Genomic DNA, 12,735 nt, shown 5'->3' on the forward strand with positions numbered 1-12,735 from the left:
TCACGCTGGAACACTGTCCGCCATCAGCATGGAATCGTGTCCGCCATCGCGTGGAATACGCACGCTGGGACGATAAAACCCGGTGACGCGGCACCGGAACTGTGCGCCAAACCCGTTGGTATAGATCACCGCGTCGCCGAGCGCAAAGCGCAAGGGCTGGCCGTTCTCCGGTGGGAACGGCTTGAACGCATCATGCTCTGCCGTGATTTCGAGGATGTAGTCGTGGTGGCTGCTCATGGCCTTGACCTCCTGAAATGATTGAGAACGCTCAGGAGCGCCTTGCGGCGCCCCAGAACCAGGTCAGACAACGACACGCCCCGCCAGCCGCGCATCGCGCGCATAGGCGCTCAGCCGCTTCTCGGCACGAAAGTGCAGATCCCGCTCTACCGGCAAGCCCAGCCGCCCGCGCACGGTCGCCAGTTCGGAAAGACTGACCCAGCCGATTTCCGGCATCCCTAGGCCCAGGTCGCAAAGACCGAAGGCGTGATCGTGGTCATCGGGATCAATCTCGGTCAGCAGCCAGGTCGCGCCGGCATCCGGCGTGAACAGCTTGACCACTGGGGCCGGATCGAAGTCCGGGTTCTCCAAGGATTCGCGGCCGTTGGCCAGCAGCACGATGCGCTGCTCGTCCGTGATGAATGCGTGGTTCATGGTGAACTCCTGTAAGGTTACCGGGCGGAATTGCCCAGCCCTTGCAGGGCACGGCGCAGCGCAAGCAGTCAAAGATCGAAGACGGCCGCCAGGCCGCAAGCGCCGAAGGTGCGCAGTCATTGACGGCGAGCACGCCGTGGCACGATGAAGGGAACAGCAAGCCGCCACACCTCACCACGCAGCCACCCCGGTATTGACAAGCGTAGCGCGCAGGTCCGAAGCGTCAGTCCAGATCAGAGCGTCCGGGCTTGAAGCCGGATGACTGCGATTCGGCACGAAGCTCGGGGCGCAGCCCATGAGCCCGACGAAGGAACGTCGGGATGCAGGCCAAGTTGTCAGCAGGCAGTTGAAAAGTGGTGCTGGCCTTCAGGCGCTGTCAATTTTCTTGATCTTCCGGATACGCCGCCTGGGGAATCGGCACCCAGCCATCGCGGGTGATGCCTGCCCCGATGCGTATGTTCTGGCTTTCAGTTGCCGCCCAGTGCCCACCCCGGTGCAATACGGCGCGAATCACCGACTTCCGCGGATGATCCTCATCCGCCTTGGCAGAACTGCATATGGCATTCCAATGGTGCTTGTCCGGCATACTGTTCAACCGTGGGCCGAGCAGTTGATCCAAGACTTCGGTCGAAACGTTGTGTCGCCCGCCGTGATGGGGCACTTGGAAATACCGAATACCTGGCAGCGCGAGTCCCACGAAAGGTGCGTAGTCGATCACCTCCTGCAGTGCTTCACGCCCGGCATCGCCAGTAAGCATGACGCGATGACCGTTCAAGACAGCCGACTGCACCACACTCATTTCATTCTCACGACTGGTCGGCTCAGGCGGGAAATATTCCTCGCCCCACAGGGACTTGATGTAGGCGGTCGCGGCCTTCACTGCCCGGAATATGCTGCTCAGCGCGCTATCAAAAGCACTTTCTTCGACAGCTTCCGGTGTCTTCGCGGAGTCCACGATCAGGTCCAAGTAGCGCCCCAGGGTAGGTGCCATGACCGCGAACGGACCGATGCTCTGCCCCTGAAGGGGGGCATGGATTGGAATTCCCTTCTCCACCGCAATATCCTCAAGAATTGCCGTGGCATCGTAGATTGAGCGCAACTTCCGTCGCAGGGCTTCAACCGATTCATAGGTCTCAAAGCGATCGATCAACTGGTCCGCGTATATCCACGGCCGGTTGATCCAAAGATTCCTGACCGTGCATTGCTCCAGGACTTTTCGTAGTCCGTTGGCGTGATCGCGATCTGGGTGCGTGAGGATCACATGGTCGATGACTGTTGTTCCATAGTACGTCTTCAGATGCTCGACTATCTGATCACCCGTATCCAGATACCCACCGTCAACAACGTGCACGCCCTCGGTGCCATTCACCGAGTAGCGCAGCGTGATCGCGTCCCCGCTTTTCGCTGTTTCGACGCCAAGAAAGTCGATCTCGAAGTAGTCAGCCATACATCCCTCTTGTTTTATGCCAACAAAGTGCCGGTGGCTTTGCACCTACCAGCGATCCACCGCACACGTGAGTCCTGTCGGAGTCCATACCAACGACACGGCCGGAAGGCCGCCAGCATCCTCGGCGATGCCGCGCAATGTATTTCGGTCGATACCCGAATGTGCGCCGCCTTTCGGGTGGCTGTGCCACGTTCCTATAAAGGCGAGATACCCCAAAGAGGCCGCGTTTGCGGCGCGCAAATTTTGAACAAGCCCGTTGGTTCCGAGGACGAAGCGGGCGGCCTCTCGAACACTGTCAGGCGGTGCCTCAACAAGGCCTGCAATGGTGATGGTTCGATTTTCAAACGAGATGCGGCCGATCAAGGCGCCGCCTGTTTCCAGAGCACCCCAGCGCAGCGCATCAGCATGGATTGCTTGCGCAACTGGGGACAGGACCCGAATGTTCCAGCCACCATCGTCTGCGACTTCAAGCGCAGTGGTCGGGCCAAGGCTGGCGCGGGTCCATGCCATTCCAAGGCCTTCGGCATCTGAGATTCCGGCGCAAAGCGTCGCTTCCTTCGGAAGCCCATCAACGAGCCATCGTTCCAGTTGCAGGCCGGCCAGTGACGTCGACCGCGAAACAACGGCGTCAGACATAGGCATCGTCAGCGAATGACAGTTGTCACCCACGAAAATCCGAGTCGGCTCAGACGTCTCGCCGGCAATCGACGCACGCAGTTCCGGTGCAAACCGGCAGCACTCGAACAAGAACGCCGTGAGGTCGTCAACTCGGCCGGCACGGCCAGCTCCTTCGAGCAATACCGCCACACAGCGCCCCTGACCATACATCGCGATCCGTGCCAATCGGGCTGGGGATTGATCCAACGCTGCCGATTGTGTTTCTGCAGCCAGCACCTGAAGTGACGCCGTCGCATCCACGATGAGGGCCGCATCCTGCGGAACGGTTGCCGCAAACTGTTCCGGATCGACCAAAAGAGTCACTGCGTCGGTGTCGAACGCTCGCGATTGAAGATGCGACAGCGATTCAAAGGCTGTCTTCATCAGCGCCGACTTCCGAGGCGGAACCAGAACTGATGCCCGCTCAATGAGTGCATGCCGCGCGGCGTTGTGAGGCGACATGGGTTCGTTGTCGACGAAAGTCATCGAACCAAAGCCCGCTCGCCCCAGTTGCATCGCGACTTTCGATCCCACGCTTCCGCAGCCGAGCACGACCAGCGGCTGTGATGTGGCTGCGTATGGAATGCCGGACGTCCTTGCCAGCAGTTCAGGAGACAACGCATGCGCGTGAAAGGCCGGGTGAACCGTGGCGTTACGCTCCAGGAGCGATTGAGCGTTGAGTTCATAGCGCACCACATAGGGCAATACCTCGACACTCCTCCCTGGCGAGCCCACAAGCGACGCTGGCCTTTGCACAGCCAGAATCACAATCGCGTACAAACCATGCACCCAGCCATGCGAGTCCTGTCGCATATCCAGGATTGAGCGTCCGAAATAACCGTCCACTTCCTGGGCCAAAGCGTCGCGATCAATACCAAGCTCCGCTGCTCGATCGAGCAGCGTCGCGAGATCGACAACTGTCTCTGGTTGATAGCGTCCGATCACATGCGGGAGGCCGTCGGTCATCGGAGCGCGCGCGATGAAGGCCGCGGCATGGCCGTTCCCCCATTTGCCCAGCTTGTCGTTGTGAACATCCTGATAAAACACAGGATCGACTTGTGCGGTCAGTTCGGCGTTGATGATGGCGTACAGACCGCCATCGATCGTCACGTAGCCTGCGGGAACCACCAGAATCGTGCCGTCAGCGGGAGCGGCGGCCGCGACCTTCTCGGCACTGAATACAACGGTCGAAGGACAGCTGTCTCGGCGCGTTGGTTCCCACCCCTGCTCCAGGTCCAGGAGTGTTCCGGCCGCGGCCTTGTGCAGCCAGTCGATCAACTGATCGACAACGGCGTCCAGGCCAAACCGATGCAGCAGCTCGTTCAACGACCCTTCGAATAGGCACGGCGAGACTAACTCGCCTTGGCGATGGGGGTTGATGTGCGGCAAGTTGAGCGGGAAGTCCGCACGTAAGAAGGGCTCGGGTGCAGACAGGGGCCAGTCACTACCGAATACCAGCACGCACGTCTCGACGGTGCGCACTCCGGTCTCAGAGATACCATTGCGCCGAGACCTGTTCGGCAGTTGGACCGCAACATCGACTTCAATCTCCGTCGATGCACCAGTTGTCCTTGGCTCGCCAACGCGGATAAGGCCTCGATGCCGCTGAAGTTGATGCAGTGCGTCTGCGATGGTGCCCGTCATGATGCTCCGTGCGGCATGGGGGTGCGCGCAGAGGTCACCACGGCAGCGGCCTTCGATCCGGACTCCTTCTTCGAGGGAGGTTGCACACCCTGAGCGGTTACGGTGAAAACGAGCGGTTCCACGGACTTTTCGCTGGGGTACTCGCCTGTGCAGTAGAACTCGCCTTTTGCTTCGTCCACGATCGTCACGTACTCACGCTTCGCACGGATGCAGGGCGGATCGCTGTCATCATCTGCAATCGGCTTGCAGCTGGCGACGATGACGGCGCCGTCACGGGTCTGCGAAAGCGCCTTGCGAGCATCAGCATCGAGCTTGGCTTTTTCACGGTAGTCGGACCAGCTGTCATAGGACAGCGAATGCCAGGAACAATGATGAGGCGCCTGCATGATGTCGTACTCAAGCACATCTGCTTCAGCCTTGTGGCGTTGCCACTGGCGGTTCCAGATGAACACCTCAGCATCGCCACCAGTAAGGAATTTCGCACCATCCGGCGTCTGCGCGTCAGCCGCCAACGTGATGTTCAGAATAACGCTGGACTGGTTCTTGACCAGGCACTCTTCCTCTTCCTCGTCATCCTGGGCGTCCAGTGGAGCCAAAAGAAACGCAGAAAAGAATGCGGAACTCTTGCCATTGATCGTTGAAAAGCGCGTGTCCACCTTCCGCACAATCGAAGTGAGATCATCGGTTTTTCCGTCGATGTCCTCGCCCATGATCTGAATGCGGTCACCGTTCCCGACGGCGAAATTCTTGTCACGGTTCAGTTGCACGCGCCGACGCGCCTCCGTGTTGAATGCCTTGGCGTCGTCGCTCAAGGTGTGCGTCTTGCTGGCGCGTCGAAACACGATCGGGGACGACCACATCTCGCGGATCACGATTTTCTTGTCCTTGTCGTCCTTCTTGTCGTCCGGGTACTTGTCGAGTGGCCCTAGGTAGAAGTGTCGCTTCAACCCTCGGCAATGGTCTTGATCCGGGTGGCTCAGCAGGAACGCATCGACATACGGCCTGCCGTTCTCATCCTTCTTCAGTCGTTCGCGCAAATCCTTGGCGACATCGCGCGCCTCCCCGTCAGGGTCGTCGGCGTCTTGCCTGATGTTTACGTCGATCAGCAGAGTCGTCGCGTCGAGATCGCCGAACTTGATGAGGGTCATGTCCCCGTTGTCGACGGGAAAAAACGTGATGGTTGTAGGCACTGGGGTCTCCGGGTAGACGACCGAAGGATGATCGCGTATAGTTAATGTACGACGATTTTTTATATCCGTCTACTTTTTAGGCGTGACTGATGCAAAAACCTTCCGTTCCTGCCGCCGAACCTGCTGAGCCTAAGGGGCTAAGTTGGGGGCTGGAGAGCAGACTTCAATTCATCGATTTCCGTCTGCGCTGGGAGCGGCGCATCAACCGGATGGATCTCACCGAGCACTTTGGTATTTCGGTCCCGCAGGCATCGCTGGACATTTCCAAGTACATGGAGTTGGCGCCGAGCAACCTGACTTACGACCGCAGCTCCAAGACCTACACGGCAGCGCAGAGTTTTCACCCGCTTTACCAACGAAGCTCGGCGCAACGCTATCTAGCAGAACTGCTAGCGACAAAGATGGGAATTGTCGAGCCGACGGCCAGCTTCATCGGCTCCGCGCCGGAGACAGATTGGGCCCCGTCCCCTTGGCGCACGATCAATGAGCAGACCGTCGAAGCAGTGGTGCGCGCAATCCGCCAGCAGGAATCCATTCTGGTGAGCTACCAGTCCATGACGTCGTTGGATGAATCGGTTCGCTTGCTGTCTCCCCACGCCCTTGGCAATGACGGTTTTCGCTGGCACATGCGCGCGTTTTGCCACAAGCGCCAGCGCTTCAGCGATTTCGTCCTTGCTCGAATCCTGCGCATCGATGGCTTCGAGGCGACCCAAGTGGACTCCAACCAAGATTCGCATTGGCAAACTGTATTGACGCTGGTACTTGCACCGCATCCCGATTTGCCTGCAGCCAAGAAACGAGTCTTAGAGTTGGACTACGGCATGGAAGATGGAGAGGTCAAACTTCCATGCCGCCAAGCGTTTCTGTACTACACGCTGAGACGTTTGGGTTTGCATACCAAGGAAGCACCAGACCCCCTCGCACAGCAGATCACGCTAAAAAACCGCGATGAAATCCAACCCTATATCGACGCCTTGGCGGCACAGGCCTGACTTCACATGACAACAATTTTTGAACTGGTCAAAGACCCCTACGAGCGCAAGGCACGTGTTATCCCTGGCCTTCTTGTGGCCTTACCCGTGCTGGTGCCGCTGTTGTGCGTCTACGGGGCTCGGCACCCTGTGCTTACAGGTGTGATCGGCCTGCTGGGCGGCTGCGGCGCTATCTATGCACTCGCGAGCGTAGCGCGCGGACGTGGTAAAAAACTTGAAGAGATGCTGGTCTCAAAATGGGGTGGCATGCCCACGACCATCGCACTACGCCACCGCGACAAGTTCCTTGATGGTGTCAGCAAGCAGCGTTATCACACGGCGATCACTGCCAAGTTGGGTATCGCCATGCCAACGGCAGAAGAAGAATCAGCAAACCCAGACAAGGCAGACGACATCTACATCGGTGCCACTAAGCGGCTTCGCGAACTCACGCGTTCCAACAAGCAGCTCTTGCTGAAAGAGAACATCGCCTATGGATTTCATCGCAACATGCTGGCGATGAAGCCTGTCGGTATCCTGTCGTGCCTCATGGGCGTCGTCTACGGATTGTTGATTGCAAAGATTTTGCAGGTAGCACCTCTCCAATTTGACTTGGTGCACCTTGCCGATCCAGGGCTTGCCGCAGGCTTGACATTGCTCATTTCGCTGGCGCTACTTGCCGCATGGCTACTGTATTTCGATCAGGACGCAGTAAGGCGGATGGGATTCGTCTATGCGGAACGTTTGTTTGAATGTTTGCCGTCGTTGCCTTCTTCCTCCTCACGGAAGAAAGCCGTAAAACCGACTACAGACTGAGGTTCTGCCCAATCTCCAAACAGGCGTATAGCTCCGCAGGTGTGTCTACCGCTTCCACGTCTTGGGACGAATCGTTCCGCGAGACTCCAGCAAGAGCCGCGTGCTTTCCAGTTCCTTTTGCAGCACATCGGTATCCGGCAGAACCATCCGGTAGTTCGCCGCCATGACCTTGGTGGGTAAGCCCTCCAGCGCATACCGCGCCAGGGCGAGCCCCTTGTCGGCACAAAGAATCAGCCCCACCGGCGGGTTCTCCTCGGGATAGGCCCAGTGTTCCTTGGCATAGTTGCAGTACATGTGCATCTGGCCCACGTCCGCATGCGTCAGACTCCCCAGCTTCAGGTCGATGATGACCAGGCAGCGTAACTTGCGATGGAACAGCAGCAAGTCCACCCGATACCAGGTCTGGTCGATGCGCAAGCGCCGCTGCCGTCCAATGAAGGTGAACCCTTCACCCAATTCGAGCAGGAAGTCTTCCAGCCGCCGGATCAAGGCGGCCTCCAGATCGGACTCCGAATACTCGTCCTTGAGGTCGAGGAACTCCAGCACATAGGGGTCTTTGATGGCATCGCCGGGCGCGACGGCATCTTCGGGCTTGGCCACCGCGCCCTTGGCCAGCATCGCCGCCTTGTTTTTCGACAGCGCCGTGCGCTCGTAGAACTGGCTGCCGATCTGCCGATCCAACTGGCGCACGCTCCAGCCGCCGCGCAAGGCCTCGGCTTCATAGAACTGGCGCGCATGCTCGTCCTTGACCGACAACAGCCGCACATAGGCCGACCACGGCAGCGTGAAGACCTGCGCCAGCTCGTCCAGCCGCCAAGGCCGCACTGGCTCCGGGGAAGATTCGCCAGACACTGTCTGGCGAATTGGCCGGGTCAGAAAAAACGACCGCATCTGCTGCAGGTTCTGACGGCTGAAGCCACGGCCGAACTGCTGGGTGAGGTCGCTTGCCAGCCGCTCGATCAACTGCTCGCCATAACCCGCGCGCCGCTTGCCCTGTTGCTCGGCCTCCACGATGCGGCGGCCAATCTCCCAGTAGCTGGCCGTCATCAGCGCATTGACGCTGCGCGCTGCCGTCTGGCGCGCGGCATCGAGCAGATCCACGATGCCGCCGTGGATGCCGGCGTAGCCGGCAGGCACGGCGGCGGGTGCGACTCCCGCCATCGCAGGCGCCTTCTTGGTCATGCAGCCACCTCCGCAGGCCGCTGCGCCTCGGTGATCGTCTTGCGCCGGTTCGCCACCAGCTCGGCCGCCTTGCGCACCGGATCGTCCTCGGTGTGGACGTAGCGCATGAACATCGCCACGGTCTTGTGCGCCGTCAGCGCCATGCCGACCTTGACCGGGATGCCCGAGTTGGCAATGTCGGTCGCGGAGCGGTGGCGGATGCCATGCGTGCCGACGTGCGTGGCGCCCGCCGCCTTGAGGGCGCGGCTCCAGCCGCCGTAATACTCGCCCGTGGTCAGGTGCTTGCCGGGATGGCTTGGAGACGGCAGCACATAGGGAGTGCCTTCCTGCCGTGGCGCCGTCGAGAGCAGTCGATAGGCTTCCTCGCTCATGGGCTTGGACATGCCGCCCGTCTTGCTGTCCGGCCAGACCACGCGGCGGTTGTCCAGGTCCACCCAATCCCATCGGAGCGTCACGATTTCGGAGCGGCGGCCGGCGAACTCGAATTGAAGGCGGATCGCCAGCGGGATGACGTAGTTCTCCAGACCCTCGGCTTCGATGTGCTCCAGTCGCCGAAACAGCTTGCCCATGTCCTCGTCGCTGATGAGGTGGGTGGCCTTGCCGTTGGGGTACATCGGGACGTGGCGGCAGGGGTTGGTGCCGTCAGGCCGGTGGCCCCACACCTCGGCCAGGTTGAACATCTTGCGCATCACGCTGAAAGCACGGTTGGCCTCGGCCGGCTTGTGCGCCATCTTCTTCATCGCCGTGGCCACGTCCGGGCGCTTCACGTCCTGGACCTTCAAACGGCCCAGCATCGGAACGATGCAGCGGTCGATGACGGCCTGATACCCGCGCTGGGTGCTGGGCTTGTTGCGCTGCTTGGAGTAATCCTCCATGAACTTGGTACACAGCTCCTTGACCGTGGGGGCTGAACGGGCGGCGGCCTTGGCCGCGCTGGGGTCGCCGCCCCGGCGCACCTCGGCCAGCCATTCCTGGGCCAGCGAGCGGGCCTGCTCGACGGTCAGTTCCCCGTACAGGCCCAGGGCGGGCTTGCGCCGCTCGCCAGCGTTCGTGCGGTACTGGAGCATGAACACCTTGCGGCCCGCTGGTGTAACCTTGCACAGGAAGCCGGGCACCAGCGTGTCCCGGAGTTCGACGGCCTGCGCCTGGGGTTGTGCCGCATCGACTGCGGACTTGGTGAGCTTGAGTTTTGCCACGATGACTCCTCGGAAAGACCCGATTCCCAAGAGCCATGTAGGGGCCATCAGAGGGGAAGCCGGGTCAGGTTTCGGAAAGCACCGGCATATGTTGGACTCGCCTAAGTTATTGATAAACCTGCTGTATCGGGCTTCGGCGTAGTCCAGCAAAGTTCGGTGCTGGAGTCATGGTGAAATGAAAAATGCCGCCGGCGCGCGTCAATGCGCTCCGGCCAGGTGGTGTACAAGCGCCGCCGGCATCCGCACCGGCAGGTCCAGCAACAGAAAGGACAGCGCCTTGCCATGGCTGTCGAGGTTGAGCGCGTCGTTCACGCCGCCGTCCAGCACGCCATCCAGCACGAAATTCATCGCCTGCAGTTGGGGCAGCAGATAGCGCGTGACGCGCGTGGGCCCCCGCGCCGCGAACTGGCGCGCCACGGCCTCCTCGGTAACCTGCTGCACCAGCACGTCCCACAGGGCCGGGTGCCAGGCGATCACGCTGATGTTGGAGCGGTCACCCTTGTCACCCGTGCGGCCGTGCGCCAGGCGGTACAGGGGAACCGTGAGATCGGTAGGGTTCATCGTGGTCCTTCAGTCCAGCAGCGTGTAGCCAGGATTGACCGCCTCGCGCGGCACGAGGCAGGAAACGGTGCCCAGGCGCGGGCGCATGGCCGTGCGCACACCGCCGCCCCCCGCCGGGCCGCAGCAGTACAGCGCCGTCACCTCGCGCACCAGGCGCTGCGCGCTGGCATGGTCGCGGTGCTGCAGCGCCACGCGCAGGCGTACGTCCTGCGCGCCCTGGCTTGCCTGCGCCGCCAGCCACCGCCCTGCGTCGTCACCCCAAACGCTGGCCACGCCGATCAGGTCCACGCGCAGCGGTGCCACGCTCGCAAGCCGCTCGCGCAGCACGTCGCCCGCCAGGCGGGCGCGCTCCTCGGCGCGCGCGCCGGCATACGAAATCTCGCCCTCGGCAAACCAGCCGGACTCGAAACACACATTCACCTTCAGCGACGGCGGCCGCGCATGGCCGCGCACGCCCTGCAGGTGCACGCGGTCGCTGCCAACCTGCGCCACGCTCGCCTGGGTGATGTCGGCCACCACGTCGGGCGTCAGGTAGGCGGCGGGGTCGTGCAGTTCGTACAGCAGCTGCTCCTTGACCGTGCGCTCGTCCACGCGCCCGCCCGTGCCCGGCGGCTTGGTGAGGGTGCAATGGCCGTCGGCGTCGATCTCGGCGATCGGGTAGCCCAGCCAGGCCAGGCCCGGCACGTCCTTGTAGCCCGGGTCGGCAAAGTAGCCGCCCGTGACCTGCGCGCCGCATTCCAGCAAGTGGCCCGCCATGGTGGCGCGCGCCAGGCGGTCCCAGTCGTCCATGCACCAGCCGTAGTGCGCCAGCGCCGGGCCCAGCACCAGCGCAGGGTCGGCCACGCGGCCGCAGACCACGATGTCGGCCCCCGCGCGCAGCGCCTGGGCGATGGGTTCCGCGCCAATGTAGGCATTGGCGCTCACGATGGGCTGCGCGGGCATGGACGGGCCCAGCGCCCGTTCCAGCACGGCGCGGTGCTGTGCGCCGCTCAGGTCGTCGCCGTGCACCACCGCCACGCGCGGGCGGCGCGCGCCCAGCTCGGCCGCCAGTTGCTGGATACGCAGCGCAGCGCCCCGCGGATTGGCCGCGCCAAAGTTGCTCACGATGCGCACGCCGTGTTGAACGCATTGCGCGAGCACCGGCCGCAGCAGCTCATCCAGCAGCGGCTCATAGCCCGCATCGGGATTGGCGCGGCGCGCCAGCTGGGCCAGCGCCAGCGTGCGCTCGGCCAGGGTCTCGAAGATCAGCACGCCGGGCCGGCCGCTGTCCACCAGCGCCTGCACCACGGGTGCGGCAGCATCCAGGCGGTCGCCCGAGAAGCCGGCCGCACAGCCGATGAGCAGGGGTGAGGGGTTCGCCATTACAGGGGTCCTTGGGGAATGTCTCCAGGGCGCACTGTAGGCACGGCAGGTTATTCTGTGAAATAGATTGTCAAGATCAATTCATCTGGATATCAAATGAATATCTCCACACGGCAGGTCGACGCCTTCCTTGCCCTGGCGGCGCAGCGCAGCTTCACGCGCGCCGCGGCGCAGTGCCACTTGTCGCAACCGGCCTTCAGCGCGCTCATCCGCGCGTTGGAGGACGACCTGGGTCTGCGCCTGTTCGACCGCAGCACGCGCCATGTGAGCCTGACGGCCGAGGGCGAGAACTTCCATGCGTCGGCGCTGCGCATTCGCGCCGAGGTGGATGCCGCGCTGGCCACGCTGCGCGACGCCGCACTGCTGCGGCGCGGGCGCGTGTCCGTCGCGCTGCTGCCCTCGCTGGCCGCAGGGTGGCTGCCCGGTGTGCTGGCCGGCTTTCGCGCACAGCACCCGGGCGTGGAACTGGACATTGCCGACGTGCTGTCCGAGCCTTGCATCGAGCGCGTGGCCACGGGCAAGGCCGACTTCGCGCTGGCCGCCATCCGCGCGGACACGCCCGAGCTGCAGGCCGAGCCCTTCTGCGAGGACGGCTTTCACCTGGTCTGCCGCGCGGACCATCCGCTCGCCCGGCAGCCCTTGCCCGCCGGCCGGCGCAGCGCCGCCGCGCAATGGCGCGCCCTGGCCGAGTGGCCATTCATCCATCTCGCGCGGCACAGCAGCGTGCGCCAGTACCTGGAGGCGGCCTTCCATCCCCATGCCATGCGCACGCTGATGGAGGTGGAGCAGTTGGCCACCGTCATGGGCATGGTGCGGGCCGGGCTGGGCATCAGCGTGGTGCCCACGCTCACGCTGTTCCACTTCCAGCAGGAGGGCCTGGCCACCCGGCCGCTGGCCCTGCCCGGGCTCACGCGGCAGATCTACCTGGTGCGCCGGCGCGACCGGGGCCTGTCGGTGGCCGCGCAGGCGCTGTACGCACGGGTGATGCAGCAGCGGCCGATGCATCCCGAAATGCCATCAAAACAATAGCTGGCAGCACTTGACGGACAAGCGCTGGA

12 protein-coding genes are annotated in these 12,735 nt (G+C 62.5%); 3 read left to right on the forward strand and 9 right to left on the reverse strand.

All coding sequences use genetic code 11. From position 1 onward, the window contains the following. The 5 genes from MRB47_RS13030 to MRB47_RS13050 form a co-directional block, all read right to left on the reverse strand. Positions 1–237, reverse strand: a complete 237-nt coding sequence (locus MRB47_RS13030) for a hypothetical protein (protein ID WP_252100904.1) — start codon at positions 235–237, stop codon at positions 1–3. A 63-nt stretch (positions 238–300) separates the two neighbouring features. After that, positions 301–651 carry a DUF2958 domain-containing protein gene (locus MRB47_RS13035; RefSeq protein WP_003056217.1) on the reverse strand — a complete coding sequence of 117 codons (351 nt, stop codon included), beginning with the start codon at positions 649–651 and terminating at the stop codon, positions 301–303. A 376-nt stretch (positions 652–1,027) separates the two neighbouring features. Continuing rightward, positions 1,028–2,098 carry a hypothetical protein gene (locus MRB47_RS13040; protein ID WP_003056219.1) on the reverse strand — a complete coding sequence of 357 codons (1,071 nt, stop codon included), beginning with the start codon at positions 2,096–2,098 and terminating at the stop codon, positions 1,028–1,030. Between the two features lie 45 nt (positions 2,099–2,143). Beyond that, positions 2,144–4,399 (reverse strand): Mov34/MPN/PAD-1 family protein, encoded by a 2,256-nt coding sequence (locus MRB47_RS13045; RefSeq protein ID WP_011517546.1) that lies wholly within the window; start codon positions 4,397–4,399, stop codon positions 2,144–2,146. Continuing rightward, on the reverse strand, positions 4,396–5,589 hold the full coding sequence (locus MRB47_RS13050) for a hypothetical protein (RefSeq protein WP_003056221.1): 1,194 nt from the start codon (positions 5,587–5,589) through the stop codon (positions 4,396–4,398). The genes MRB47_RS13045 and MRB47_RS13050 overlap by 4 nt, the downstream gene beginning before the upstream one ends. An 89-nt stretch (positions 5,590–5,678) precedes the next feature. Here MRB47_RS13050 and MRB47_RS13055 point away from each other — a divergent pair, with 89 nt between their 5' ends. Together MRB47_RS13055 and MRB47_RS13060 are read left to right on the forward strand one after the other, a co-directional pair. Next, positions 5,679–6,581 carry a WYL domain-containing protein gene (locus tag MRB47_RS13055; protein ID WP_003056222.1) on the forward strand — a complete coding sequence of 301 codons (903 nt, stop codon included), beginning with the start codon at positions 5,679–5,681 and terminating at the stop codon, positions 6,579–6,581. Between the two features lie 6 nt (positions 6,582–6,587). Further along, a complete protein-coding gene (locus MRB47_RS13060) occupies positions 6,588–7,376 on the forward strand; it encodes a hypothetical protein (RefSeq protein ID WP_003056223.1) in 789 nt (262 codons plus the stop codon). Between the two features lie 45 nt (positions 7,377–7,421). On the opposite strand, the gene MRB47_RS13065 is transcribed toward MRB47_RS13060, so the two are convergent. The 4 genes from MRB47_RS13065 to MRB47_RS13080 all read right to left on the reverse strand — a co-directional run bounded on the left by MRB47_RS13065 (position 7,422) and on the right by MRB47_RS13080 (position 11,677). Next, entirely contained in the window at positions 7,422–8,558 is a 1,137-nt protein-coding gene (locus tag MRB47_RS13065; protein ID WP_003056224.1) for a YhcG family protein, read from the reverse strand. After that, positions 8,555–9,754, reverse strand: a complete 1,200-nt coding sequence (locus MRB47_RS13070) for a tyrosine-type recombinase/integrase (protein ID WP_003056225.1) — start codon at positions 9,752–9,754, stop codon at positions 8,555–8,557. The genes MRB47_RS13065 and MRB47_RS13070 overlap by 4 nt, the downstream gene beginning before the upstream one ends. Positions 9,755–9,952: 198 nt before the next feature. Then, on the reverse strand, positions 9,953–10,315 hold the full coding sequence (locus tag MRB47_RS13075) for a hypothetical protein (protein WP_011805082.1): 363 nt from the start codon (positions 10,313–10,315) through the stop codon (positions 9,953–9,955). A 9-nt stretch (positions 10,316–10,324) separates the two neighbouring features. Next, positions 10,325–11,677 (reverse strand): acyclic terpene utilization AtuA family protein, encoded by a 1,353-nt coding sequence (locus MRB47_RS13080; protein ID WP_252100905.1) that lies wholly within the window; start codon positions 11,675–11,677, stop codon positions 10,325–10,327. Positions 11,678–11,773: 96 nt separating this feature from the next. Here MRB47_RS13080 and MRB47_RS13085 point away from each other — a divergent pair, with 96 nt between their 5' ends. Continuing rightward, complete coding sequence (locus MRB47_RS13085; protein WP_252100906.1) at positions 11,774–12,706, forward strand: LysR family transcriptional regulator; 933 nt, start codon at positions 11,774–11,776, stop codon at positions 12,704–12,706. Positions 12,707–12,735: the final 29 nt, after the last annotated feature.

The organism is Diaphorobacter sp. LI3, from assembly GCF_022807955.1.
Lineage (GTDB): Bacteria > Pseudomonadota > Gammaproteobacteria > Burkholderiales > Burkholderiaceae_C > Diaphorobacter > Diaphorobacter nitroreducens.

Bases quoted from the DNA above. Each gene is read 5' to 3' on its own strand.
- MRB47_RS13030 (WP_252100904.1), bottom strand. From the start codon at position 237: ATGAGCAGCCACCACGACTACATCCTCGAAATCACGGCAGAGCATGAT.
- MRB47_RS13035 (WP_003056217.1), bottom strand. From the start codon at position 651: ATGAACCACGCATTCATCACGGACGAGCAGCGCATCGTGCTGCTGGCC.
- MRB47_RS13040 (WP_003056219.1), bottom strand. From the start codon at position 2,098: ATGGCTGACTACTTCGAGATCGACTTTCTTGGCGTCGAAACAGCGAAA.
- MRB47_RS13045 (WP_011517546.1), bottom strand. From the start codon at position 4,399: ATGACGGGCACCATCGCAGACGCACTGCATCAACTTCAGCGGCATCGA.
- MRB47_RS13055 (WP_003056222.1), top strand. From the start codon at position 5,679: ATGCAAAAACCTTCCGTTCCTGCCGCCGAACCTGCTGAGCCTAAGGGG.
- MRB47_RS13060 (WP_003056223.1), top strand. From the start codon at position 6,588: ATGACAACAATTTTTGAACTGGTCAAAGACCCCTACGAGCGCAAGGCA.
- MRB47_RS13065 (WP_003056224.1), bottom strand. From the start codon at position 8,558: ATGACCAAGAAGGCGCCTGCGATGGCGGGAGTCGCACCCGCCGCCGTG.
- MRB47_RS13075 (WP_011805082.1), bottom strand. From the start codon at position 10,315: ATGAACCCTACCGATCTCACGGTTCCCCTGTACCGCCTGGCGCACGGC.
- MRB47_RS13080 (WP_252100905.1), bottom strand. From the start codon at position 11,677: ATGGCGAACCCCTCACCCCTGCTCATCGGCTGTGCGGCCGGCTTCTCG.
- MRB47_RS13085 (WP_252100906.1), top strand. From the start codon at position 11,774: ATGAATATCTCCACACGGCAGGTCGACGCCTTCCTTGCCCTGGCGGCG.